The sequence below is a fragment of the Pseudarthrobacter xylosi genome, from assembly GCF_055412765.1.
This window is the reverse complement of record NZ_JBVAYT010000003.1, coordinates 499,426-521,932: the sequence shown is the minus strand read 5'-3', so window position 1 is coordinate 521,932 and position 22,507 is coordinate 499,426. Positions and strand designations below refer to the sequence as shown.

Annotated in this window: 26 protein-coding genes and 1 tRNA gene; 13 read left to right on the top strand and 14 right to left on the bottom strand. The window is 63.6% G+C overall.

Translation table 11 applies throughout. The features are described 5' to 3' along the window. Positions 1-329: 329 nt before the first annotated feature. From ACZY1F_RS10005 to ACZY1F_RS09990, 4 genes are all read right to left on the bottom strand, one after another. The gene (locus tag ACZY1F_RS10005) at positions 330-1,013 is read right to left on the bottom strand and encodes a hypothetical protein (protein WP_463941552.1); all 684 of its coding nucleotides are present in this window, start codon (positions 1,011-1,013) and stop codon (positions 330-332) included. A gap of 34 nt (positions 1,014-1,047) precedes the next feature. Further along, positions 1,048-1,281, bottom strand: a complete 234-nt coding sequence (locus tag ACZY1F_RS10000; RefSeq protein ID WP_463941551.1) for a helix-turn-helix domain-containing protein — start codon at positions 1,279-1,281, stop codon at positions 1,048-1,050. 9 nt (positions 1,282-1,290) lie between these two features. Continuing rightward, complete coding sequence (locus tag ACZY1F_RS09995) at positions 1,291-2,355, bottom strand: phage minor head protein (protein WP_463941550.1); 1,065 nt, start codon at positions 2,353-2,355, stop codon at positions 1,291-1,293. 420 nt (positions 2,356-2,775) lie between these two features. Beyond that, positions 2,776-3,219, bottom strand: a complete 444-nt coding sequence (locus ACZY1F_RS09990; RefSeq protein ID WP_463941549.1) for a hypothetical protein — start codon at positions 3,217-3,219, stop codon at positions 2,776-2,778. A gap of 290 nt (positions 3,220-3,509) precedes the next feature. On the opposite strand from ACZY1F_RS09990, the gene ACZY1F_RS09985 reads away from it, so the two are divergent. Further along, the gene (locus tag ACZY1F_RS09985; protein ID WP_463941548.1) at positions 3,510-3,881 is read left to right on the top strand and encodes a hypothetical protein; all 372 of its coding nucleotides are present in this window, start codon (positions 3,510-3,512) and stop codon (positions 3,879-3,881) included. A 55-nt stretch (positions 3,882-3,936) separates the two neighbouring features. On the opposite strand, the gene ACZY1F_RS09980 is transcribed toward ACZY1F_RS09985, so the two are convergent. Then, positions 3,937-4,107, bottom strand: coding sequence for a hypothetical protein (locus ACZY1F_RS09980; protein ID WP_463941547.1), 171 nt, complete (start codon positions 4,105-4,107; stop codon positions 3,937-3,939). A gap of 818 nt (positions 4,108-4,925) precedes the next feature. On the opposite strand from ACZY1F_RS09980, the gene ACZY1F_RS09975 reads away from it, so the two are divergent. The 3 genes from ACZY1F_RS09975 to ACZY1F_RS09965 all read left to right on the top strand — a co-directional run bounded on the left by ACZY1F_RS09975 (position 4,926) and on the right by ACZY1F_RS09965 (position 6,540). Beyond that, a complete protein-coding gene (locus ACZY1F_RS09975) occupies positions 4,926-5,708 on the top strand; it encodes a DUF3800 domain-containing protein (protein ID WP_463941546.1) in 783 nt (260 codons plus the stop codon). A gap of 201 nt (positions 5,709-5,909) precedes the next feature. Further along, positions 5,910-6,038, top strand: coding sequence for a hypothetical protein (locus ACZY1F_RS09970; protein ID WP_463941545.1), 129 nt, complete (start codon positions 5,910-5,912; stop codon positions 6,036-6,038). Positions 6,039-6,336: 298 nt separating this feature from the next. Beyond that, on the top strand, positions 6,337-6,540 hold the full coding sequence (locus ACZY1F_RS09965) for a hypothetical protein (RefSeq protein WP_463941544.1): 204 nt from the start codon (positions 6,337-6,339) through the stop codon (positions 6,538-6,540). Positions 6,541-6,603: 63 nt separating this feature from the next. Here the strand turns inward: ACZY1F_RS09965 and ACZY1F_RS09960 are convergent, their stop codons facing one another. From ACZY1F_RS09960 to ACZY1F_RS09950, 3 genes are all read right to left on the bottom strand, one after another. After that, complete coding sequence (locus ACZY1F_RS09960; protein WP_463941543.1) at positions 6,604-7,167, bottom strand: hypothetical protein; 564 nt, start codon at positions 7,165-7,167, stop codon at positions 6,604-6,606. Between the two features lie 503 nt (positions 7,168-7,670). Continuing rightward, complete coding sequence (locus ACZY1F_RS09955) at positions 7,671-7,907, bottom strand: hypothetical protein (protein ID WP_463941542.1); 237 nt, start codon at positions 7,905-7,907, stop codon at positions 7,671-7,673. Continuing rightward, positions 7,870-8,391, bottom strand: a complete 522-nt coding sequence (locus ACZY1F_RS09950; protein ID WP_463941541.1) for a hypothetical protein — start codon at positions 8,389-8,391, stop codon at positions 7,870-7,872. Before ACZY1F_RS09950 ends, ACZY1F_RS09955 begins: the two co-directional genes overlap by 38 nt. Here ACZY1F_RS09950 and ACZY1F_RS09945 point away from each other — a divergent pair. Then, complete coding sequence (locus ACZY1F_RS09945; protein ID WP_463941540.1) at positions 8,374-8,553, top strand: hypothetical protein; 180 nt, start codon at positions 8,374-8,376, stop codon at positions 8,551-8,553. The genes ACZY1F_RS09950 and ACZY1F_RS09945 overlap by 18 nt on opposite strands. Positions 8,554-9,285: 732 nt before the next feature. Here the strand turns inward: ACZY1F_RS09945 and ACZY1F_RS09940 are convergent. Beyond that, a tRNA-Arg gene (locus ACZY1F_RS09940) sits at positions 9,286-9,358 on the bottom strand. A 214-nt stretch (positions 9,359-9,572) separates the two neighbouring features. Here ACZY1F_RS09940 and ACZY1F_RS09935 point away from each other — a divergent pair. The 3 genes from ACZY1F_RS09935 (at position 9,573) to ettA (ending at position 12,573) form a co-directional block, all read left to right on the top strand. Then, positions 9,573-10,154 carry a single-stranded DNA-binding protein gene (locus ACZY1F_RS09935; RefSeq protein ID WP_463941539.1) on the top strand — a complete coding sequence of 194 codons (582 nt, stop codon included), beginning with the start codon at positions 9,573-9,575 and terminating at the stop codon, positions 10,152-10,154. A gap of 117 nt (positions 10,155-10,271) precedes the next feature. Further along, complete coding sequence (locus ACZY1F_RS09930) at positions 10,272-10,844, top strand: DUF6993 domain-containing protein (RefSeq protein ID WP_463941538.1); 573 nt, start codon at positions 10,272-10,274, stop codon at positions 10,842-10,844. Positions 10,845-10,890: 46 nt separating this feature from the next. Further along, complete coding sequence (ettA, locus tag ACZY1F_RS09925) at positions 10,891-12,573, top strand: energy-dependent translational throttle protein EttA (protein WP_058932192.1); 1,683 nt, start codon at positions 10,891-10,893, stop codon at positions 12,571-12,573. Positions 12,574-12,731: 158 nt separating this feature from the next. Here the strand turns inward: ettA and ACZY1F_RS09920 are convergent, their stop codons facing one another. Continuing rightward, the gene (locus tag ACZY1F_RS09920) at positions 12,732-13,670 is read right to left on the bottom strand and encodes an acyl-CoA thioesterase (protein WP_463941537.1); all 939 of its coding nucleotides are present in this window, start codon (positions 13,668-13,670) and stop codon (positions 12,732-12,734) included. Positions 13,671-13,733: 63 nt separating this feature from the next. Between ACZY1F_RS09920 and ACZY1F_RS09915 the strand changes: the two genes are divergently transcribed. Then, entirely contained in the window at positions 13,734-14,390 is a 657-nt protein-coding gene (locus ACZY1F_RS09915) for a DUF8185 domain-containing protein (RefSeq protein ID WP_463941536.1), read from the top strand. A gap of 57 nt (positions 14,391-14,447) precedes the next feature. On the opposite strand, the gene ACZY1F_RS09910 is transcribed toward ACZY1F_RS09915, so the two are convergent. Both ACZY1F_RS09910 and ACZY1F_RS09905 read right to left on the bottom strand, forming a co-directional pair. Then, positions 14,448-14,900, bottom strand: coding sequence for a globin (locus tag ACZY1F_RS09910; RefSeq protein ID WP_463941535.1), 453 nt, complete (start codon positions 14,898-14,900; stop codon positions 14,448-14,450). Between the two features lie 4 nt (positions 14,901-14,904). Continuing rightward, on the bottom strand, positions 14,905-15,606 hold the full coding sequence (locus ACZY1F_RS09905; RefSeq protein ID WP_463941534.1) for a mechanosensitive ion channel family protein: 702 nt from the start codon (positions 15,604-15,606) through the stop codon (positions 14,905-14,907). Between the two features lie 122 nt (positions 15,607-15,728). Between ACZY1F_RS09905 and ACZY1F_RS09900 the strand changes: the two genes are divergently transcribed. Beyond that, positions 15,729-16,772 (top strand): NAD-dependent epimerase/dehydratase family protein, encoded by a 1,044-nt coding sequence (locus ACZY1F_RS09900; protein ID WP_463941533.1) that lies wholly within the window; start codon positions 15,729-15,731, stop codon positions 16,770-16,772. On the opposite strand, the gene ACZY1F_RS09895 is transcribed toward ACZY1F_RS09900, so the two are convergent. After that, complete coding sequence (locus tag ACZY1F_RS09895) at positions 16,745-17,218, bottom strand: OsmC family protein (protein ID WP_463941532.1); 474 nt, start codon at positions 17,216-17,218, stop codon at positions 16,745-16,747. The two genes, ACZY1F_RS09900 and ACZY1F_RS09895, sit on opposite strands and share 28 nt — an antisense overlap. Before the next feature lie 9 nt (positions 17,219-17,227). Next, a complete protein-coding gene (gene pepN / locus ACZY1F_RS09890; protein WP_463941531.1) occupies positions 17,228-19,795 on the bottom strand; it encodes an aminopeptidase N in 2,568 nt (855 codons plus the stop codon). A 110-nt stretch (positions 19,796-19,905) separates the two neighbouring features. Here pepN and ACZY1F_RS09885 point away from each other — a divergent pair, with 110 nt between their 5' ends. The 3 genes from ACZY1F_RS09885 to ACZY1F_RS09875 all read left to right on the top strand — a co-directional run bounded on the left by ACZY1F_RS09885 (position 19,906) and on the right by ACZY1F_RS09875 (position 22,447). Beyond that, positions 19,906-20,922 (top strand): hypothetical protein, encoded by a 1,017-nt coding sequence (locus ACZY1F_RS09885; protein WP_463941530.1) that lies wholly within the window; start codon positions 19,906-19,908, stop codon positions 20,920-20,922. Positions 20,923-20,999: 77 nt separating this feature from the next. Next, complete coding sequence (locus tag ACZY1F_RS09880) at positions 21,000-21,494, top strand: ribose-5-phosphate isomerase (protein WP_463941529.1); 495 nt, start codon at positions 21,000-21,002, stop codon at positions 21,492-21,494. After that, on the top strand, positions 21,494-22,447 hold the full coding sequence (locus ACZY1F_RS09875; RefSeq protein ID WP_463941528.1) for an Fpg/Nei family DNA glycosylase: 954 nt from the start codon (positions 21,494-21,496) through the stop codon (positions 22,445-22,447). The genes ACZY1F_RS09880 and ACZY1F_RS09875 overlap by 1 nt, the downstream gene beginning before the upstream one ends. Positions 22,448-22,507 lie beyond the last annotated feature (60 nt).

The following is a 22,507-nucleotide window of genomic DNA, read 5'->3' as shown; positions in this document are numbered from 1 at the left end:
ACCCAGAGAATCCGGACAAAGAAAAACACCCCGGTCCGAAGACCGGGGTGTAACCGATGACTCGACTCATCCGTGAAGGATGTCTCGACTCACCACATTTGTGCCCCAGGAGGGAATCGAACCCCCGACCGGCGGATTAGCGGATGCTGGTTTTCGTCGTTATTCGGTGGTGGTCATCCGTCCCTACATTTCATTAAGAACTGGCCCTTTTGCGCTTTAGTCTTCGCATCCTTTTTCACAACTTTTCGTTGTTTCCGGTGGGTAAACGGTGGGCGACTAGTACGATGCCTTGGCTACCCGGCCGGAAGATACGCATCAGCAACGACCAGTTACGCGGCCTGAACATCTGTTTGAGTCCAAGATGGCACCGCATCTTCGGATTCGATGCCGCGGAGTTCCTCGAACCTGGCAAGCAACTTCGTCCGCTCAGTCGCGGAAGCGTTCTGCCAGAGGATAACTAGGGGCCACACCTCTGCGAGAACCAACGACCGCACGCGACGGGCCTTGGAACGGCTCTCCAAGGTCAGCTCACTGATCTTGTCCAGGAGCTTGATCTCGTCTGCATTCTTGGCAAGCAGGCGCGTCGACGCTATCTGGGCAAGGAGGCGAATGTCTGAAGGATCCCTGGCTAGGTCGTCGGCGGGTATGTACTGGCTCAGATTCTTCGCGTGCTCCAACAGTGCGGCATGTTGTTGCAGATCATTAGCTAGACGCGCCAGTGCCCCGAAGACTTCTATGAACGCAGCGTGCATGCGGCCCTCATACTCCCGGTCGACTCGGTCCGTTTCAGCAGCGACTCGGGATATTTCGGACGCCTCAGCCAGCGTCTTGGCTCGGTTGGCTATGACAACCGAGACCACCGCTACTGCCGTGGAAGCTAGAGCTGCGAAGATTGGCACCACCAGCGTTGCGATTACGGTGAAGGTGGACGGTCCGTCCGAGAATGCTCGAGCAACTTCGAGGATTGCACATGTGACGGAATCACCAGGGGTGCATGAGGGTGGAAGGGCCATCGGAAAAGCATATCCAGTCTGTGGCAGGGCGCTGTCACCGGTTGCTCCTCGTCTCCTGGTAGTGATCAATTGCTTTCGGTGGGATCCGCCACGGGCTCGTCCGGCCGCCGGTCTTGTATGCCCCGCGGAGAGCCTGTGTCTGGCAGTGCGTCCGGATGGTGCTCACTGGTTCGTGGAGCATCTCGGCGACTTCCTCCAGCGTGTATGCCCGGCGCGGTAGGCGAGAGGATGTAAGTGCGTCATTCGAGGGCGAGGATGAAGGTGTCATCTGTGCACGTTAGCCCGCGAGGGCCGCCGCTGCTCTCAAATCCTTGACGGGGGTTACAGTCGTTGAGTCCCGCCATTGGCCGTTCGTGGTCCGTGTGGTCATGTCGGACCACTGGATCTTTCCGTCTTGGAGCAGCGCCAGGCGTTCCTTGCCCATTATCTGCAGCTGGGTCTCTGACGTCAGATTGTCGAACCACTCCCGAGCATCAGGGAGAGCGTCGGCAGGCTCTTTCAGTCCCGGGAATCCGAGTTCGGCCCAGGACTTTGCAAGCGGGATCCGGGCGCAGCGGCCCTGATGGTGATCTATCGAGCCGTCCTCACTGATGGGGTGCACTGTGGCGTGGTTCGCCAAGCAGGACGGGCACGTGCGGGCGTTCAGTGAGGCGCCCCAGCGCCAGCCGGCCACAACGTCCGCGCTGTGCTCCTCCGATACCTTTACGGCGGCCCTGTGGCTGTCCAAGACCTCGTTCCGGACGATCACCATGGCCCGGGTCAATCCGCCATTGAAGCGGGACTCAGTCTGTTTGACGATACGGGCAGCTGTACGCCGCGGGTTGTCGCCCACCGCGAGGCCACGGATCAGCTCACGCTTCATCACGCGCACGACGTCGTCAGCCAGCGGCCGTGAGTCCTTGTGGATTTGCTCCAGCGACCTCTTGACGATGTGGTCCAGCGCTTCCGCCGCGGAGTGATCGGGGGTCGCACTGACCGTGGCTATGGCCGGCGGTAGCTGGGAGCCGATGGCAGCGGCCTGTGAGGCGTACGCCTGTGCCGTCACTTCGGGGAGTTCCGCGCTCACTATTGGCTCGATACCGTCTGCAAGTTCCACAATGCGGTCCCTGGCGAGCTCCAGCGTTGCAGCGAGCCGCCGGTTCTTGGCGGCCGCGGTTCGGGACACGTAGCCGTCCTTAGCGTCGATCATCAGGTCAACGAGTGACGCTTCAAACTCGGGCTTGAGGTCATCCCAGACGGCAACCCATGCCCCGACTAGCTGCCGGGTGTGCTCGTCTGTGATGCGCTGCAGGCCCTGCTTGGCCTCGTTGATGATGCGGAGGGTTTCGGGGGTGATGGCCATCGGCCGCTACATTAACCAAGGCGCGGGCAAGGGAGATTACGTCCTTGAGGGCACCTTCAGTGATGACTGCCTGAGTTACCGCGGGGTTAGAAAGGACGTCAACTCCATCGATACTTCCGATGGTCTGCGCCAGCTTCCGCTGCACTTCCGTCATTCGCATGAACATGATGCTCACCGGCGGCCCGGGCGTGTGCTCCTTGACGGGAATGCCGGCGGCCGATAGAACCTTCAGCAGTTCCAGGTACTCGGGGCTTACGGGCTCCGCGTCTGCGTTGAGGGAGTCAAGGCTTGCGGTTACTTGTTCAAGTACGGACTGGATCTTGTGCAAAGCCTCTTCGGGGTGCTGCCACAGCATCGAATCGGTCTTCACGCGTTCGCCCGGGTGGATCAGGTCAGGGTTTTCCGGGTCTGCGGGTACGGTCAGGGATGGTTCGACGTCTCCCGCCAGCCTCTTGTACATGTGGACGAAAACGTCGCGCTGTAGGGGCGCGCCTTGATGTAGGCATCCCAGTTCGGGTATTTGAGTCCCTCCTGCAGTTCGCGGTACACCATGCCCGTAATGCCGGCGCATTCCTTGCGGCCCTTTAGGTCCGTCGGCTCCTGATAACCCAGCCGCTGAGTCTCTTCCGTGTAGCCTGTCAGGTCCGGCAGGTCGAACATGTGGCACCCAAGGAATCGGCCCTCCTTGGCGACTCCACGCCATACCCACTCAAAGTTGGTTTGGTCGTACCAACCCTGAGGAGACGGGGTGTCCGCCATCTTCTTGGTGAACGGGCACTCGATGCAGGGCTGTTTAGCAGACTTGTACTGGACGCAGCCGTTGGTGACCGGCAGTTCAGCCTCACTCTTGTCAGCCGGGGTCATGGAAATGTGTTAACGCCAACCGAAAATAGGGCCATTAGTGCCAATTGAAAACGGGGCCACGGGGTTGTGGTTTTCAGTTGGCGTTCCTGGCCCTATTTTCGGCTGGCGTTAACAAAATGTCTGCCTGAGTCTGTTGGTCTGTCATGCCCTCAGTTTGCGGCGGTGGCCCAGCTCGGATTTTCCGAATTTCCGGGCGCGGAAACTGGCCCATTCCGCGGTGAATCCCCAAGCCATAGACTCAGGGAAACCGCGACGCCAACACGGCGTCAGTCACTTCTTGGGGGGACAAATTGAAGAAACTACTCACGCCCATCGGAATTGCTGCCGCGCTGCTCATGTCCGGTTGCAGCGGGCCGGCCACGGACGCAGAGTACAAGACCATCAATGACCTGGGTACGGCCTATGAGCAGGCGGTTGGTGACGGCATGACGTGTTCTGAAACGAAGAACGAGATCCACGATCACGACTGGGTGCAGACAGGATGCGGCCCCACCGGGATTCTGATGATGTTCACCTCTGACGCGAAGCGTGAGGAGATCAAGAGGAAGAACCCCCTTGAGTCCGGCCGGCTTTGGATTCAGGGCAAGAACTGGCTGATCGAGGGCGATCAGTACGAGATCGAGAAAGCACACGGCAAACTGGGCGGCGAGCTCATCAAGTAGACCTGAAACGCTAGACCCCGCTTTGGTGCACCTTGGCGGGGCCCAGCATTACTGGCTAATTTTGGTCTGCTGATTCCGCCCGAACGATGCGAACAACGCCAGCCTCCACCGCGAACACCTGCTGGCCGTCTGAGTGGAAGTGGAAGAAACCGTCGCCCAGCGTGTACCCGTCGGCTTCGACGTCCCACTCCGGATTTCCCTTACTTTCGATCTTGTACTTAGCCATTGGCCGATTCCCTTCGTCAGAGTGCCCAGTCGCACTGGTCATGAGCGTGCCACACGGCACCGACATTTCTTGGGAGATCACAGTGACTGTGGACATGGGAAGCTGCGGCCCGCATGTTAGACCTGGCAGCCCTTGGGCAGGAGCGAAAAGCCCGTCTGCTAACAGAGGGTTCGCAGGTCCGGTGGATCCCTACGGCCGGAGTCGCAGGCCTTCTGACACTTCACCGGATGCTGACGTTGGTTATATCCACCGGTTACCCACCTGTAACTGCGACCCCAGATCCACTGCCGGACAGGTTTGGTTGTCATCTAGGCAGTGCAGTGGGAAATACAAGCAGAATCCCTGGATCCCAGCCAGCAGTAGGGCGCGCAGGGACTTGACGATACAAGCTAACAACCTCGGCGGACGTATATCCGTTTACGCGACACGCCCGTGCCTAAGATTTCTTTCGACCCTTTTCCGGCGCAGATGGGGGGAACGCTAGGGAAAGTGCATGAACAACTTGCGTTCCCATATGGCCCACGAAATGTCCGTATGGATACTTTTCTTGCCCATACGGATCATTAAGTTGCCCACATGGACATTCCTTCTTGTGCTCCAAATGTTGGCGGGAAATACCGGCCCCGCCCTTGCTTGGGAATCCTCCAGATCCACTCCCTGGAGCGGTAAGGCAAGATAGTTAGGTGCCTGATTATTTTGGAAGCCCCAGCCCTGCCAGTTCCTTTTGGGTATCTCCCACACCCGCCCCAGGGCTGGCGGCAACGCTGAAATTCCAGACTCCTAATCGAAAGAAGCAACTGCCCAAGCTTCACGTTTTCGTGGACGAGTATGGCGATAGGAACTTCAAGGCCAACCGGGAGTCTGACTGGTTCACAATGACGGCATTCATCGTGGAGCAGGAACACCTGGATCACATGCGAGCTGCAATCTCCGGGATGAGATCGGTCTACAAGATCCCGGAAAGCGGCAAACTTCACTGGGTGGAGCACTTCCGGAAGCGGCAACCAGTTCGGCGTATAACGGCCTTGAACCTTCTGGCCAGTATCCCAAACGTGGAAATTGTGAACGTCCTCCTCCACAAGCCCTCTATCGGCGAAGGGGCGAAACTGCGGCAGGACCATGCGAGGACCTACAACATGGTCACGGGATACCTGTTGGAACGCGTTGCACGGGCGGCCCGGGACTGGCCAGGCGGCGAACGTATAGCCAAACTGTATCTAGGCATCGTGGGCGGCGTGGACCATAGGGAAACAATGTCCTTCATGAATGCCGAAGCGCTCGCTGGTGATTATCGGGTGCCCTACGGAAACCTCTTATGGCCCTTCCGTTGGTGCAATTCTGCGGACTGGGATGGCCTCCAGGCTGCCGATATATTTTCGGGTTTCCTGACATCGGGCGTTGTGGACGGGGACTCGAGCTACTTCCGCCATATCCTGCAGCTCGTCTGCAAGGACCGCTACGGCCATCACTTTGGGGAAGGGATGAAGGTCTTCCCAAATGAAGCGGTGAGTTTGATCAGCGGTGAAGAATGGTGGCGGGTGTCGCCGGGCGCCCGTTGGTGGGCAGATGGAGCCGCGCACGTTAATCCTCAGACGAGCTAAGGCCCGTAGGCGGGGCTCGGGAGGCGTTTCTCGAACTCTGTCGAGTGATCCGGTGTCCCGGCTCCAGCCTTATCCTCGCAGCCCCGTCTACGGGTCTTAGATAACTACAACCTACCGGAGTTTGCTCTAACGGTGCAAGCAAACCTTCGAACTGCCACCCGGAGAAGTTGACGGAGATTTTGGCCCCCTAGGATGGGTGCCATGACATCCGATGATGAGAAGGATCCTCCCGTGCCGGCAGATCTGGAAGGCGCGGCGAAGCGCATCCACCGCGTTCAGGTTGAAAAAGACAAGGAACATGAGCTGCCTGCCGACGAGCCGAACGATTAGGCGGAGCTCCGGCTCCTCCAGCAGATACACGCGCCCAGTAGCGTTCTACTGGGCTGCTAACCGTTGGTTCTGAGGGCTTTCGGGACAGTGGGCGCACGGATCAAGGGCGCCAGTGCGGCGCAGCGTGGTTCCGCTTTGCATATCCACCGCTTACCCACCGCTAAGTCAGGGAGCGGACCACTCCACGGGCCTCGTGAGAAGCAGCGGCCTGGGCGTGTCGCGTAGGCTCCATAACTTTGGTTCGGCCCAACACTGGAACTGTGGCCACATACAGTGGCCCATTTCCAAAGGAGCCACAATGGCACTGCACCCAACCAAGTACAAGCAGGGCGACGAGTTCACATGCCTCGCATGCGGATCGTTCACGATCGACGAAGCGCTTCCCGTCGTCACCAACACCGGGCTGTCGTACACCAACTATGCCGCCAGCCGGTGCAGCAATGAGCGGTGCCAGAACAGATGGCCGGAACATCCGAGGGGCTGGTACGAGGCGGTCAACTGAACGCTGAAGTGCCCCACCCTCAAGGCTGAGGGCGGGGCACTCAGTTAGTGAAGAAAACCGGTCTTATTGGCCCATCGCTTGCTTCATGCCTGGCCCAAGGAGAACACCCCGGGGGCCGCCCGATGACATGAGCCAAATAAGGTGCTGTTCCACCTGATCCGGCACTGGGCAGGCGAGGTTGTATACGTGGCGGAAAGGCCAGAGAGGAGTCACCCCAGCATCTGCAGCAACCTTCTCCATGTCAGCCTGAATCTCTCGGGCGACGTAGCTTCCATCGTGCCTGAGAAGAACGAACGCAACCTTCCCGTAGGCAAGAGTAGAGACCATGACTCTGGTCTTATCCTTGCTCTTCCCGGAGAAGGTCAGCATCCGGTCAAAGACTTTGGTGTAGTCCGGCGTGGCCGCCATCCATAGGAGGGCTACATCGTCGCTAGCGGAATCAGTCCGGATGCCGTTGCGCATCTGCTGAGTGAAGTAAGGAAGGCTCTGCATCTGCAGCTCGTGGCATGCGGCGTATTTGGTTGCCCAGCGTACAAGCTGCCGGCGCTGTTCCACGTCGTATTCACGATCTTGGCCGGCGGCCAGCGCCGCGACGTCCAGCTCAAAGGAAACATCGAGATCGTTCATCCACCCGTTATTGCACGGGGCGCAGATGTTGCTCACTGTCTGCGCAAGGAACGGGGACTTCGCTATCGTCCAGGACCTGAAGCCCTCCGGAGTGCTCTGATTTCGCACCAAAACCGGGTCATGCGGTAGCCGGGGCCCGAGGCTCTTCTTCAAGAAGTGCTCTTTCGTCGGCTTGAAATCAGTGGCGTCACAGAAGTAGCAGGACTTATTCGCGTCANGGGGGGGGCGGAGGCGGCAGTGACGAAGCCACCCGCACTGAGATGGGCTCCGTCACCTGCCTCCAGTTACTAGGCCTCCATCGATTGAGTGTTCTGTCGTCACGACGGAGCAAGGCCGGCCACCGTCGAAGCTTGCTTCCTGCTGGTCCGCTAAGTCGGAATTCTCAGGCCGCCCGGCGTCTAGCCGTTGACGCGCAAGGCTTTCAGCGACCTCCATGGCCGGTTCGCGTGCAGCGTCCACCGGATACCCACCACATACGGTTCCCGCGGGCGTCTTCCTGGAGGTCACGTCGTTACTCCAGAGAAGTTCAGGCCGGCGTCACGGGCGGCGTAGATGGAGGCGGGGAGGTAGTCCTTTTCCTGGATGCTTCGGGCAAAGCCGTTGAACGTCGTGCCGACTACGTCGTTGATCTCATAGAAGTCGTTGGGCGCCTTGCCCTTCGCGAGGAAGTAGCGGATTGCTGCCGCCCGGATGGCGTGCCGCTCATGCTGGAACCGCAAACCCTCCAGAGAGTCCAGCATGATGCCCGTAGGTTTCGCCGGTGACTGCGTCAGTGAGGGGGCCTCTTACCCATGGGCATTCGTCGAGCTTTTCGAGTTCCCCCATCAACGCGGCAACCTTGGCTTCGTGGGCATCGGCCTTCTTGAGGATTGCTGCGGCTACTTTGTCTTCGTCGCGGGCCTCTGCTTCGAGGGCTTCCTTCTGGGCTGCCAGGAGCTTGCTCCGGGCTTCTCCTGCCGCTTGATCGTAGGCGCGGGCCTTGCGCTCCCATGACTGGATGTTCAGGGTGATCCGTTCCGCCGAGGATTCATCTTCCAGGATGGCGGCGCCTGATTCAATGATCTCCTCGACGTCGTGGATGACATGCTCGCCACCGGCGCCCGAATCGGCGAAGCCCTGGCGCTGCGCTGGAAGGACGTTGACCTGACATCGGAGCGGCCGACGCTGACCGTAACCGGAACGGTCATATACGTGCAGGGGCAGGGGATGACCATTCAGGAGCACCCCAAGTCCACAAACTCACGGCAGCGCTACTACCTGCCACCGTTCGCCGTGGAGATGCTCCTGCGGCGCCAAGTGCAGCAGTTGATGGCCAACCCGTGGGACGTAGTCTTCGCGTCGTCCACGGGCACGCTCAGGGATCCTGGCAACTACCGGAAGCAGTGACGCTCCGCTCGGGAGGACATCGGCTTCCAATGGGTCACGCCGCACACGTTCCGCAAGTCTGTGGGGACGCTCCAGGCTAAGGCTAAGGCTAAGGCTGAGGGCATGGCGTCCGCATCCGCCTAGCTAGGCCACTCGAGCGAGCAGATCACCAGCCGGCACTACGTACAGAAGACGCATGAGGCGCCGGACATGTCGGCGCTGCTTCAGGCTTTTGGGGGTCATGAGTCTTGAGCGCGAAGCCGGGATACGTCAGTTCGTGGCCCAGTTCCGTGAGGCTGCACTTCGCCCGGAAATGAAGCGTCACGCCGGCTTCTACTCGTTTCCCCACGGCTCCTGTACATGGGCCTCGTACGCGCTCGGCCACCTCCTTGCCGAACGGGAACCAGACGCTGACTGGCACGTCATCAACGCGGAGGGCCCTTCTTCCCTTCAAGGCCATGACTGGCTGGAGAGTGGGGGATTGGGAGTCGATGTGACCGCGGATCAGTTCCGGGGATTCGCTCCCTACACAGGCGCGATTCCCGTGCCGCTTCCCCCTGAATACAGGCCGAAGCAGCGAATTGAGTTAGCCGAACACCCAGCCCACTCCGACGCGCTGCTGACACTTCGGGAACTCATGTGGCCGAGTGGGAAACAGCAAAGCGGTGGGTAAGCGGTGGATACGCCCTAACCCGGGCAAAATGAAAGAGGCTCTGATTCTGCGTTTCCGCAGGTCAGAGCCTCTTTTTTGTGTGCCCCAGGAGGGAATCGAACCCCCGACCGGCGGATTAGAAGGCCGCTGCTCTATCCCCTGAGCTACTGGGGCACGTGGCGCCAGGACCAGAGATCCGGCGCATCAAAAGTTTACATGGCCCCACGGTGCGGACGCGTCACCTGGGCGCACTGCTGGAACTTCTCCTCAACAGGGCAGTTTCGGAAAGGGTTGTGCACATACGCGAACTTGTCTCTCGCGGCCCGGTGCTGTCCGCGCGAAGCTGGTTCTGCCGCTAAGGCGCCACCTTTCGAGACAGGACAAGATGATGACTGACTACCAAACATTCCGGGGCTTCGTGGCTACGGATATCAAGACCTCCACAACTCCGGGCGGCGTTGGCACAGCCTCGTTCCGCCTCGGTTCAACGGCGCGGCGTTTTGACCGCGCTACCAGTACCTGGGTGGATAGCCACACCAACTGGTTCAACGTCCAGGGCTACCGTCAGCTTGCCGGGAACATGGCCTGCAGCATCAAAAAGGGCCAGTGCGTCATCGTTGTTGGCCGGCTCAAGCTGCGCAGCTGGGAGAAAGACGGCCGGGTCTACCATTCGGCCGAAATTGATGCCGATTCAGTGGGGCACGACCTCAAGCGTGGTTCGGCCAACTACATCAGGACCAGCGACACCGGAGTACACCTTGTCTCAGACAACGGTGCAGCAGGGCAGGATGCCGCAGCGGATGCCAGCGGCATCGGCTCCGCTGATCCTGAGGACGACGGTGGCGACCCGGAGGAAGGGGAGCACGCGGACGACGACGCTGCAGCATTGGGAGTCTTCCACGAGGACGCAGACGGCAACCACATTCCGGTGGACTCTGAAACAGGCGAGCTCGCCGGAGCCGCTGTCTGAAAGTGCGGGCGTTGGACACCGCACGGGACACGGGGCGGAACCGGTGCCGGCAGTCGGCCGGGTGCCGGGTGCCGGGCCGGTTCCGTCCCACGCGTGGCCGCGTGGCAGAATGGCGGCATGAATCGCGCGACAGACACCCGGCAGGCAACCTCTATCACCAGCCGGACCACCTGTTCCCGGCGGGTTGGGTCGCGTGCCGGACGCGCGCCCTTGGCGCTCGCCGGAAGCCTTCTGATGGTCGTGGCACTCGCAGCCTGCACCGGCAGCTCCGTTGTAGGGGCCGGTCCAACAGGGGCCGGTCAGGGCGCTGCCATCCCCAGCGAAGTAGCAACTCCCTCTGCGCCGGCCACCACCGGAACAACACAGCCGGCCGCCGCATCCCCGGCGGAGGATCCGGCCATCGCGGCCATGAAACAGACAGTAACGGATGCGCTGGGCAGGCTGGCGGCGGGGACACCAAAGCCAGCCACAGCCCAGGTGACCGATGCCCTCGCCGGCGCCGGGATTGCCCCCGCGGCCCTTGAAGTGTCGGCCAGCCGGACGCCTACCGGCCTGGAAGCTGATGCTATTGAAGCCGCGGTGTTACAGGGCACCAAATGCGTGGTGGGACAGGTCCGTGACGGCAGCGTCACCGTCATTGTTCTGCCGGTCCTGGCCAGCGGCAGGTGCTTCGTGGGTGCCGCTGCTTGACGCCTCGAATGTGAGTTAAGCCCGCCAACCCACTAGATTTGGAACCATGGCGGAATTTATCTACACAATGACCAATGCCCGCAAGGCAGTTGGCGAAAAACTCATTCTTGACAACGTAAGCATGTCGTTCTTCCCGGGCGCCAAAATCGGTGTTGTTGGCCCGAACGGTGCCGGTAAGTCCACCATCCTGAAGATCATGGCCGGACTGGACATCCCCTCCAACGGTGAGGCCCGGCTCAGCCCCGGCTACACCGTGGGCATCCTGTTGCAGGAACCCCCTCTGAACGAGGAAAAGACTGTCCTGGGCAATGTCCAGGAAGGTGTTGGCGAGATCTACGGCAAGATCCAGCGCTTCAACGAGATCTCCGAGGAAATGGCCAGCCCCGACGCTGACTTCGACGTGCTGCTCGAGGAAATGGGTCAGCTGCAGGAGGCCATTGACGCCGCGGAGGCTTGGGATCTCGATTCCCAGCTTGAGCAGGCCATGGACGCCCTCCGCTGCCCGCCTGCGGACGCGGACGTGACACTGCTCTCCGGCGGCGAGCGTCGCCGTGTGGCGCTCTGCAAGCTCCTGCTGCAGAAGCCTGACCTCCTGCTCCTTGACGAGCCCACCAACCACCTGGACGCCGAGAGCGTGCTTTGGCTGGAACAGCACCTCTCCAGCTACGCCGGAGCAGTCCTGGCCGTCACCCACGACCGGTACTTCCTTGACCACGTCGCCGAATGGATCGCCGAGGTTGACCGCGGCCACCTGTACCCCTATGAAGGCAACTACTCCACGTACCTGGAGAAGAAGCGGGCCCGCCTGGAAGTCCAGGGCAAGAAGGACGCCAAGCAGGCCAAGCGCCTCACCGAGGAACTCGAATGGGTACGCTCCAACGCCAAGGGCCGCCAGACCAAGTCCAAAGCCCGTCTGGCCCGCTACGAGGAGATGGCAGCCGAGGCTGACCGGACCCGCAAGCTTGACTTCGAAGAGATCCAGATTCCGCCGGGCCCGCGCCTGGGCGGGCTGGTCCTGGAGGCAAGGAACCTGCAGAAGGGCTTCGACGACCGCACCCTGATCGACGGCCTGTCCTTCACGCTTCCCCGCAACGGCATCGTCGGCGTCATCGGCCCCAACGGCGTGGGCAAGTCCACGCTGTTCAAAACCATCATTGGCCTGGAACCGCTCGACGGCGGCGAGCTGAAGATCGGCGATTCGGTCAAGATCTCCTACGCGGACCAGAGCCGCGGCGGCATCGACCCGAACAAGACCCTGTGGGAAGTTGTTTCCGACGGCCTCGATTACATCCAGGTGGGCCAGGTTGAAATGCCGTCCCGTGCCTACGTTGCCGCTTTCGGCTTCAAGGGCCCGGACCAGCAGAAGAAGGCCGGGGTGCTCTCCGGTGGTGAGCGCAACCGCCTCAACCTTGCGCTGACCCTCAAGCAGGGCGGTAACCTGCTGCTCCTTGACGAACCCACTAACGACCTCGACGTCGAGACCCTCAGCAGCCTTGAAAACGCGCTGCTGGAGTTCCCCGGCTGCGCCGTGGTGGTATCGCACGACCGCTGGTTCCTGGACCGGGTGGCCACGCATATCCTGGCCTACGAAGGCGACGAGGAAAACCCCGCCAAGTGGTACTGGTTCGAGGGTAACTTCGAATCCTACGAGGAGAACAAGGTAGAGCGGCTCGGACCCGATGCGGCCAAGCCGCACCGCGTGACGCACCGCCGCCTCACCCGCGACTGATCGCAAAGAAAGGCCGGCACCCCGTCAAGGGTGCCGGCCTTTCGGTTGCCCGCCTGCAGCCAGTCAGCCGCCAAACCGGTCAGCACACGGAACCCCGCTCGGAAATATTTCCGGGCGGGGTTTCGTGCATCAGGGGTGCATGCTGAGGGACCGACCAGTCAGGCCTGTGCCGTGTTCCTGCCCTGCAGCCCTTCGGGCACCCGCAGCATGCCTTCCTGCGCCACCGTGGCGACGTGCACGCCGCTGCGGTCGAAGATCTTACCCGTGGCCAGCCCGCGTGCGCCCTGGGCGCTCGGCGATTCCTGCACATACAGCAGCCAGTCATCAACCCTGACGGGACGGTGCCACCACATGGCGTGGTCCAGGCTGGCCACGCTCATGCCCGGCGTCATCCAGGACAGGCCGTGCTTGCGAAGGATGGGCTCCAGCAGGGTGTAGTCGCTGGCGTAGGCCAGTGCCGCCCGGTGCAGATTGGGGTCATCGGGCAGCGGTCCTATGGTCTTCATCCACACGGCGTTCGTGGCCACCTTCTCCTCGGGGGCAGAGACGTACAGGGCGGGGTCGATGTGCCGGACATCGAACGGCCGCTCGGACGACATATGGCGGGCCAGGGGGTGGTCAAAGCGGGCGAGCAGATCGGCCGTGCTGGGCAGCGACTCCGGATCCGGCATACCCGCCGGCATGGTGGACTGATGGTCCAGGCCGTCGTCCCCTAGCTGGAAGGAGGCGATCATTGACAGGATCGGGACTCCGTCCTGGTACGCGTGGACGCGGCGGGCTGAAAATGAGCGGCCGTCGCGCAGCCGCTCCACCCCGAAAGTGATGGGCTTGTTGGCGTCGCCGGCCCGGAGGAAGTAGCCGTGCATCGAATGGGCCACTCGGTCCGCTTCCACGGTCCTCATGCCGGCCATCATTGACTGGGCCAGCACCTGGCCGCCGAAGACACGGTGCCGTGGCTGCCTCTGGGAGGGCCCGAGAAAAATGTCTTCATCCGTCCGGGCGCCGTCAAGGCTGCCCAGATCGAGCAATCCGATCAGGGTATCCATGGGGTCATCGATGGCGGCCTCTTCGTCAAGGCCGATGTACGCGTCAGTCATGGTTTGACTCTAGACGCCGCCCTGCCGCTGCTCAACCAAGCCTCAGCCGGTAGTGTTCTAAATGTGTCTGACCTACTTACGAAGTCCTTCCGGTTCGCCGACCCGCGTGATCTCGCCGATCTGCGCACGTTCACTACCCGTGCCAAGACGGTCGACGACGGCGCCATCCGGCTTCAGGCCGCAGGTTCCGTTCTCGCAGCCTACGTGTGCGTGCTGCGGCCCCGCCTGCTGGGCGAATCCACCCCCACCATCCTGGGCCTGCGCACCATGGCGCTGGCGGAACCGTCAGCGATTGACGTGACGGTGCCGCTCTCAGCCGTCCTGGACCGGCTTGCCAGGGCAGGAGAGGACGACGTCGAGCTGTCGGTTCCGCCGTCCACCGTCACCGAATCGTGGACGGGCGTCGGCGCACCGCGCACCGGCTGGGAGCTGGTGGGTGTGTTGTCGGATGCCGAACTCCGGCGCGCGGCTGAAGCCGGCATCACTGAAGTGGCGGGCATCATGCCCGCCCAGCCGGGGGCGCTGATCGTCAACAACGCACGCGCCGCCGTGTGGGGCCGGGCCCTTGATGACTCCGGCCTCCCGGCAGGAGCCGCCTTCGCCGCCCTCACCCTGGGTTTCCTCGCAGACGGGGACCAGAAGCTGTACCGGGCGGGCCGTTGGTTCCGCCTCAGCGGTCCGCGCGGCCACGTCCTGGCTCGGACCGGCAACGGCCTCTAGTACCCGGCCCGCCGTCGTCGTACGCGCCGGGACTCCAGCCCCGCAGGCGGGGCATGGTCAGGCGTCCGAGGGGCTGTTCACCATGGACAGCGCGGCACGTTCCATGTAGTCCCAGAGCGTTCCCTCGTACAAGGGCGGCAGTTCCAGGGAATCGATGGCCGTCCGCATGTGGAACAGCCAGCGGTCCTTGGCCTCGGGGGTGACCCGGAACGGCATGTGGCGCATCCTTAGGCGCGGGTGTCCGCGCTCCTCACCGTAGGTGGTGGGGCCGCCCCAGTACTGCTCCAGGAACATCAGGAACCGACGCTTGGCCGGCTCAAGGTCCTCTTCCGGGTACATCGGGCGCAACAGCGGGTCCGTGGCGACGCCGTCGTAAAAGACATCAATCAGCTTGGCGAACGTTGTGTGTCCGCCCACGGCATCGTAGAAGTTCTCCGTGTAGCCGGGTTGGCTGAAGGGATCGTTCTGCATGAGCTGGCGTGGCTGCTGCGGCTCGGCGGGTATGGTCATGTCTCTATTCTCCGGCCTTTTGCTCAGTCTTTTTCGCCTCGGTTGCAGGCGCACTCAGGGCGGCGTCCTGCCCAGCGACCGCCAAGTCCGGCACCGGAACGTCCGGCACCGGCACGTAGTTGCCCTGCGAACGGTTGCCAACGCGAAGGATCTCGCCGTTGCGGAGGTACCAGACGGCGCCGTCCTCCGAGCGGACCCGGGTGATGCGCAGCCCCATGGATTCCACCACGCCCACCACTTCACTGGTTTCGATGACGTCGCCGATCCCGTACTGGTCCTCAATGGTGATGAAGATGCCCGCGAGGAAGTCGCGGATCAGCTGCTGGGCGCCAAAACCGATGGCGATACCCAGGATTCCCACGCTGGTCAGCAGCGGGGCGATGTTGATGTCCAGGTTCTGCAGCACATACATGGTGGTGATCACGGCCACCAGGACTCCCACGATGCTGTTGAGCAGGGAACCGATAGTTTCCGCCCGCTGCACGCGGCGCTCATGATCCAGGGCGCGGAGGGCGGGGGCAACCCACTTGAAGTGCGGTTTCTTGAAGAAGTTGGTACCGGACGCCACGCGCTTGCTGATCCGGGAAATTACGAAGGTGGCCACGAGCCATATCGCGATTCCGACGCCAAGGCTGATCACAATGCCCGTGACGCTGACGCCGTTGGGCTGCGACGTGAGGGGTGTAATCGACATCGTGCTGAACATAGAGGCAAAACTCCTTGTGGGGGTCACCGGCGGCGGCCGGGGGATGACGTCGGCCCATGCACAGGTTCGCCCGCGGCATAAGGCCCTATTCTCTTTCAACCCTAGCGCCGTAGCGTGGCCCCATGCGCATCCTCATTCTGGGCGGAACCGCCTTTGTCTCGTCTGAAATCGCCCGGCAGGCCGTTTCCGCAGGTCACGCGGTCACGTGCCTGGCCCGCGGATCCGCGACGGAACCGCCAGACGGTGCCCGGTGGGTAAGAGCGGACCGTTCACTCGGCGCGAACAGCTATGCACAAGTGGCACGGGAGTGGGATGCGGTCATTGACGTGGCCCGGGATCCTGTCCTGGCCAAGGGGGCGCTGGGGGCCCTGGCCCACCGGACCGCCCACTGGACGTTTGTGTCCAGCTGCTCCGTCTACGCAGACCCTTCGACGCCGGGAGCGGCTGAGGACGCTGACCTGCTGGCACCGCTGCCCGCCGGCACGGAATCCACCCCGGCGAATTATGGGGAATCCAAGTCGGCGATTGAACAGGCCACCCTGGAGGCCGCGGGGGACAGGGCCCACCTCTGCCGTGCCGGCCTGATCAGCGGCCCCGGCGATGGAACGGACCGTTACGGCTACTGGCCTGCAAGGTTTGCCCGGGACAACGCCCCGGCTGTGGTCCCGGCCATCGCCGGCCACGCCACGCAAGTGATTGATGTGCGGGACCTCTCAGCCTGGGTCCTCGCTGCTGCCCACCGTGGGGTGACGGGGCCGCTGAACGCGGTAGGGGAGCAGGTGCCCTTTGGCGAGTACCTCGAGGCGGCCAAAAGAATGGCCGGGTACCAAGGCGAGGTCCTGAAGGCCTCGGAAGACTGGCTGCTGGATCATGGGATCGACCACTGGGCAGGACCGGATTCCCTCCCGCTGTGGCTGCCGCCCGGCCACGAAGGGTTCTGCACCCGCAGCAACCACGCCGCCAGGGCCGCCGGCCTGGCAATGAGGCCCTGGCAGGAAACGCTGGCGGCCACACTGGAGGACGAGCGCCGCCGCGGCCTGGACCGCCCCCGCAAGGCAGGGCTCACCCCCGCCACCGAAACCCGGCTGGCCCAGGAACTACTGGCTGGTGGGGGTGCTGACCGGCCGGTGAACTCCTCTCAGGCCACCACAGTCACCGGTGAGTGATGCACGGGGAAGTTGACGCTCCGGGCGATGAAACAGATTGCGTTCGCTTCGCGGTGCAGCTGTTCGGCCAGATCCACATGTGCCGCGTCCACCACGGTGACCCGCGGGTGCAGCATGACTGACTCAAACTGTCCGCTGCCGTCGCGGTTCAGGCGCATTACGCCGGTGGCGTCGTCCTGGTAGTCGGTCACCACCACCCCGTGCTTCACCGCCACGTGCAGGAAGGACAGCATGTGGCACTGCGCCAGCGCCGCCAGGAGCAGTTGCTCCGGGTTGTAGCGGTCACGGTCCCCATGGAACGTCGGATCGGCCGAACCGGGCAGGACCGGCAGACCGGGGATCCGGATGTCGTGGTCCCGTGAGTAGCCACGGTACGACGACGTGCCGTCTCCCAGGTTGCCGGTCCACTGCACCGTTAGGGAATAGTGGTGCTCGCCCAGGCTCATGGCGCCGGCCTAGGCTTCGCCCGGCAGCACGTCCGCCGCGCGTGCCCGCAGGGCCCGGGCTACGCCGTCGCGGTTTTCCAGCATCATGCGGCGCAGGGCGGCGCTGTCTGCGGGAAGGTCGGCGAGGAAAGCATCCGTCCGGTGCACTGTTGCCGGCGTGGTCAGCAGCGCCGGGTAAAGCCCGACGACGATCTGCTGGGCGAGGGCGTGCGTGCGGTTTGCCACGATCCCGGGAACAGCCTTGAAGTACTTCTCTGAGTAGGGTTCAAGCAGCGAACGGTCCAGCACCCGCATGAAGCCGTTGACGGCTGAACCCTGGAGCGCATTGGAAAGTTCTCCCGTGACCACGATCGAGTCCCAGGCGGCGGCCTTGGCTTCGGCGGTGGGGATGGCAGCCGTGGCCAGGGCCGCGGCGTTCTGTCCGCTCGCGGTGTTGTCGCGTTCGAGTTCGGCGCCGATCTCGGCCTGGCCCAGCCGGCCGCCGGCCACCAGCGACGCCAGCAGCTCCCAGCGAAGGTCCTGATCCACGGCCAGCCCGTCCAGGGTCATTGTGCCGTCCAGCAGCCCGGCGACGGTGTCCAGCTGGCCTGAGCTGCGGGCCAGCAGGGCAAACGACTTCACAAACTGCAGCTGGGCATCGGAACCGCCAAGTGCAGCGCAGGCAAGATCCCACAGGGTGTCCACGGCGGTGACAGCAGTGGCCTCGCGGTGTTCCTCGGCGACGTAGAAGTTCAGGGTGGTGGACAGCTGGCGCAGCTGGACCAGGATCACCGACGAATCCGATTCCGCGGCCACGTTGGCCAGGATCAGCTCCACGTACCGGCGCGCCGGGGACTCTCCGTCGCGCGCAGCGTCCCAGGCGGAGTTCCACACCAAGGTGCGTGGCAGGCTCTCGCTGAAGTCCTTCAGGTGCGCCGTTGCCGTGGCGAGGGACTTCTCGTCCAGCCGAACCTTGGCGTAGGCGAGGTCGTCGTCGTTGACCAGGATCAGGTCTGGCTGGGCAAGGCCCGCCAGGGCCGGCACCTCCGTACGCTCGCCGTCGACGTCTAGCTCCTCACGGTGCACGCGCTCCAGCTTTCCAGCGCTGTTCAGGTTGTAGAAGCCGACGGCGAGCCGGTGCGGACGGATGGTGGGCCACTCCTCGACAGCTGACTGCACGATGGTGAAGGATGTCAGCGTCCCGGCTTCATCCACGGCGAGCTCCGGCTTGAGCGTATTGACGCCGGCAGTCTCCAGCCAAAGGCGGCCCCACTGGTCCAGGTCGCGGCCGCTGGCCTTCTCCAGCTCCACCATGAGGTCGCTGAGCTCGGTGTTCTGCCACGCGTGCTTGGCGAAGTACTCCCGGACCCCGGCCATGAACTGCTCCGGCCCCACCCAGGCCACCAGCTGGCGCAGAACAGAGGCGCCCTTGGCGTACGTGATGCCGTCGAAGTTGACCTCCACGTCCTGCAGGTCGCTGATGTCGGCGAAGATCGGGTGCGTGGTGGGCAACTGGTCCTGGCGGTAGGCCCAGGACTTCTCCACCGAGGCGAAAGTGGTCCACGCACTGGTGAAGGACGTGTTTTCCACTGCCGCGAGGTGGGACATGTATTCGGCGAACGATTCGTTGAGCCAGAGGTCATTCCACCAGCGCATGGTCACCAGGTCGCCGAACCACATGTGCGCGAGTTCGTGCAGCACGGTGATGGCCCGGCGCTCGATCTGCGCCCCGGTCACTTTGCTCCGGAAGACGTAGCCTTCGAGGATGGTCACCGCGCCGGCATTCTCCATGGCGCCCGCGTTGAACTCCGGCACGAACAGCTGGTCGTACTTCTCGAATGGGTACGGGAAGCCGAACTGCGCCTCGAAGAATTCGAAGCCCTGGCGGGTCAGGTCAAAGATGTTGTCCGCGTCGAGGTACTGCATCAGGGATTTCCGGGCAAAAACACCCAGCGGGATCACGCGGCCGTCGGAGCTGGTGACCTCGGACCGGACAGCCTGGTACGGGCCGGCGATCAGGGCGGTGACATAGGAAGACAGCCGCGGTGTGGGCGTGAAAGCCCAGACCGAGCGGGCGCCGCCGTCGTCCCCTGGGGTGGCTTCCACGGGGGCCGGGGTGGGGGAGTTGGAGATGACATCCCAGTGCGAGGGCGCCGTGACCGTGAACCTGAACGTGCCCTTGAGGTCGGGCTGCTCAAACACCGCGAACATGCGGCGCGAATCGGGAACCTCGAACTGCGTGTACAGGTACGCCTCGTTGTCCACCGGATCCACGAAGCGGTGCAGGCCTTCGCCGGTGTTCATGTACGGCGCGTCGGCCACCACCGTGAGCTCGTTGGCCGCGGCCAACTCGGGGAGCTGGATCCGGATGCCGTCGGACACTACGGCAGGGTCAAGGGCGCGCCCGTTGAGCGTGACGCTGTGCACGGCGTCGGTGACGGCATCGATGAACGTGGCGGATCCGGGCACTGCCGTGAACTTCACCGTGGTGGTGGTCCCGAAAACTTTCTCGCCCCTGGTCAGGTCCAGAATGATGTCGTAGGAGTCAACGTTGATGACTTCGGCGCGCTCGCGGGCTTCGGCGCGAGTCAAGTTCATGCCTGGCAAGTGGGGCCTCCAGAAGGGGTTGCGGTTGCCGGCGGGCGGTGGCCTGCACCGGCACAGTGAAGTCATTCTGTCACGGCCTCCGGCGGGAGTAGCGTTAATGCATGGGAAAGTTCCGGGATTCGGTGGATACCAAGGCACTGCGCTTCGTGGTGGGCTTTCCCGTGGTCCTGGCCGCGGCTTTTGTCTTCTGCGCGTTTTTGCTGCGGCCCGATCTTCCGGACCCCGTAGCGGTCAGCTGGACGGCCGACGGCGGCGCCGCCTTTGCCCCGTTCGGCGCCTATGCGGCCGGTGGCGCTCTCCTCATCCTCGCCTCAGGCTGGCTGGTGCTGTCCCAGGCGGTACAGCTGTCCCGGCCCGCTGTGATGCGCCGGATCATGATGGGCACGGGACTGTTCCTGAGCCTGTTCATCACCAGCGTCCTGGCGGCCGGGCTGGTGGGCCAGGCCGGCCTCGCCGACGCCCGGGAGTCCCGGGTGGATCTCACGGTCCTCGCCCTCGGGAGCGGGGCGGCGTTGTCGCTGGGCGTCATCATGGGGTTCGTCTTCAAAGCCGACGCGCGGTGGTCGCCCGAGGATGACCGGGCCCTGGAACTGGCTCTCGTCCGCGAACTTGACCCGGAGCTCGCCGGAGACACTTTCCGGATGTGGGTGCACGCCCGCAGCTCCGTGTTTGTGATGATCGCGGTGGCCAGCCTGTTCCCCGCCGCCCTGATCGCCGTGGCACTGCCGTGGCTCGGGGCCCTGATGGCTGCCCTCGCTGTGGTGGCCGCTGCTTTCCTCTGCGCCCGCGTCAAGGCCGACCGCCGCGGCCTGCGCGTCCTGGTGGCCGGCGTACTGCCGGTGATGGCCGTGCCGGCAGCCGCGATCTCCACGGCCAGCGCCGCGGACGTCCGCGCCGCCGACTACGGCGGGTGGGGCTACCGCAACCACAGCGGTACCGCCGCGATGCTGGTCAGCAGCGGCCCCGCCGTCGTCGTACATCAAACAGATGGGCGCAACCTTGCGGTCAGCGGCGGCAGCCCGGCGTCCGCGGCCCGGCTGGCAGAAGTCCTGACCCGGGTGGCTGCCCGGGCACGCGGGGGTACCCCCGGCGAACGTGCCACAGAGTCTGAGTCCTAGTAACCTTGTCCGTGATGATCTGACCCTGGCCTGAACCAGCACTGCTGGCCCCGGCGCCGAAACGAACGGATACTGCTGTGACTCCTTCCCCTGCCTTCCCGCGGGTACACATCGCCACCGACCACGCCGGCATGGAACTCAGCGCCCACCTGGTCAGCCACCTCACGGCCAAGGGCTACGACGTGGTGGACCACGGCCCCAAAGAATACGACGCCCTGGACGACTACCCGTCCTTCTGCATCAACGCAGCGCTCGCCGTGGTTGCTGACCAGCAGGCAGGTATCCATGCCCTGGGCATTGTCCTGGGCGGCTCGGGCAACGGGGAACAGATTGCGGCCAACAAGGTCAAGGGGGTCCGCGCGGCCCTCGCCTGGAACCGTTCCACCGCCACCCTGGCACGTGAACACAACGACGCCAACGTGGTGGCCGTGGGGGGCCGCCAGCACACGGTTGAGGAAGCAACTGAACTGATCGAGGCCTTCCTGGCTGAGCCCTTCAGCAACGACGAACGGCACGTCCGCCGCATCGGCAAGATCGCGGCTTACGAAACCACCGGCGAGGTCATCGAGTAGTGCCCGAAGGGCATTCAGTCCGCCGCCTGGCGCAACAGTTCGGGGACGTATTTACCGGTGAGGCCCTGGCCGTCAGCAGTCCGCAGGGCCGGTTCGTTGCCGGCGCAGCCCTGCTGGACGGCCAAGTCCTGACGGATTCGCGCGCCCACGGCAAGCATCTCTTCCTGCACTTTGACCACGCCGTAGTGCTGCACGTCCACCTGGGGCTCTACGGTGCCTGGGACTTCGGCGGCGACGCGACCTTCAGCGGGGCCTCCAGCATCGGCGCGCCGCGGAAGATCGGGGAGCGCGAGGTCTTCGACGACGCCGAAATTTTCGACGACGCCGGGACCGATGAGTACGCAGGCCCGCCGGAGCCCCGGGGCGCCGTGCGCGTCCGGCTGGTCAGCCGCCATGGCTGGGCAGACCTGCGCGGTGCCACCACCTGCGCGGCCATCACCGAGGCCGAAGCACAGGCCGTCCTGGCTCGGCTGGGGCCGGATCCGCTGCACAACCGTCCCGCGGACAGGACTCGCTTTGTGACGGGCCTTTTGTCCCGCAAGACGCCTATCGCAGCGCAGTTGATGGACCAGAAGGTGATTGCCGGCGTTGGGAATGTCTACCGTGCCGAGGTGCTGTTCCGCCAGCGGCTGGATCCATGGCTGCCGGGCACTGCCCTTTCCAGCAGCGCCGCCGGTCTGTTGTGGGATGACACGGCCGCCGTAATGGCCGACGGCGTACGCGACGGGCGGATCATCACCACACCGCAGGTGTATTGGGAGCACGTGTCTTGGGAGCCGGATCGCCCGGAGCCAGATCACCGGGAGCCAGGGGCGGTCCTGCCCTCGGGCGGCGACGCCCACTTCGTGTACAAGCGCGAAGGGCAGCCCTGCCGGGTCTGTGCCGTGCCGGTGGCCATCACGGAAATGGTGGGCCGCAAGCTGTACTGGTGCCCCCGCTGCCAGCAGCGGTAGCCAACAAACGGCGGCCGACACCTAAGTTAAGTCAGCCAACAAAAATGCAGGGCCCCTCAG

Coding starts and splice junctions, on each gene's coding strand:
- ACZY1F_RS10005 (WP_463941552.1), bottom strand. CDS start 1,013: ATGGCCCTTCCACCCTCATGCACCCCTGGTGATTCCGTCACATGTGCA.
- ACZY1F_RS10000 (WP_463941551.1), bottom strand. CDS start 1,281: ATGACACCTTCATCCTCGCCCTCGAATGACGCACTTACATCCTCTCGC.
- ACZY1F_RS09995 (WP_463941550.1), bottom strand. CDS start 2,355: ATGGCCATCACCCCCGAAACCCTCCGCATCATCAACGAGGCCAAGCAG.
- ACZY1F_RS09990 (WP_463941549.1), bottom strand. CDS start 3,219: ATGACCCCGGCTGACAAGAGTGAGGCTGAACTGCCGGTCACCAACGGC.
- ACZY1F_RS09980 (WP_463941547.1), bottom strand. CDS start 4,107: ATGGCTAAGTACAAGATCGAAAGTAAGGGAAATCCGGAGTGGGACGTC.
- ACZY1F_RS09970 (WP_463941545.1), top strand. CDS start 5,910: ATGACATCCGATGATGAGAAGGATCCTCCCGTGCCGGCAGATCTGGAA.
- ACZY1F_RS09965 (WP_463941544.1), top strand. CDS start 6,337: ATGGCACTGCACCCAACCAAGTACAAGCAGGGCGACGAGTTCACATGC.
- ACZY1F_RS09960 (WP_463941543.1), bottom strand. CDS start 7,167: ATGAACGATCTCGATGTTTCCTTTGAGCTGGACGTCGCGGCGCTGGCC.
- ACZY1F_RS09955 (WP_463941542.1), bottom strand. CDS start 7,907: ATGCTGGACTCTCTGGAGGGTTTGCGGTTCCAGCATGAGCGGCACGCC.
- ACZY1F_RS09945 (WP_463941540.1), top strand. CDS start 8,374: ATGACCATTCAGGAGCACCCCAAGTCCACAAACTCACGGCAGCGCTAC.
- ACZY1F_RS09935 (WP_463941539.1), top strand. CDS start 9,573: ATGACTGACTACCAAACATTCCGGGGCTTCGTGGCTACGGATATCAAG.
- ACZY1F_RS09930 (WP_463941538.1), top strand. CDS start 10,272: ATGAATCGCGCGACAGACACCCGGCAGGCAACCTCTATCACCAGCCGG.
- ettA (WP_058932192.1), top strand. CDS start 10,891: ATGGCGGAATTTATCTACACAATGACCAATGCCCGCAAGGCAGTTGGC.
- ACZY1F_RS09920 (WP_463941537.1), bottom strand. CDS start 13,670: ATGACTGACGCGTACATCGGCCTTGACGAAGAGGCCGCCATCGATGAC.
- ACZY1F_RS09910 (WP_463941535.1), bottom strand. CDS start 14,900: ATGACCATACCCGCCGAGCCGCAGCAGCCACGCCAGCTCATGCAGAAC.
- ACZY1F_RS09905 (WP_463941534.1), bottom strand. CDS start 15,606: ATGTTCAGCACGATGTCGATTACACCCCTCACGTCGCAGCCCAACGGC.
- ACZY1F_RS09900 (WP_463941533.1), top strand. CDS start 15,729: ATGCGCATCCTCATTCTGGGCGGAACCGCCTTTGTCTCGTCTGAAATC.
- ACZY1F_RS09895 (WP_463941532.1), bottom strand. CDS start 17,218: ATGAGCCTGGGCGAGCACCACTATTCCCTAACGGTGCAGTGGACCGGC.
- pepN (WP_463941531.1), bottom strand. CDS start 19,795: ATGAACTTGACTCGCGCCGAAGCCCGCGAGCGCGCCGAAGTCATCAAC.
- ACZY1F_RS09885 (WP_463941530.1), top strand. CDS start 19,906: ATGGGAAAGTTCCGGGATTCGGTGGATACCAAGGCACTGCGCTTCGTG.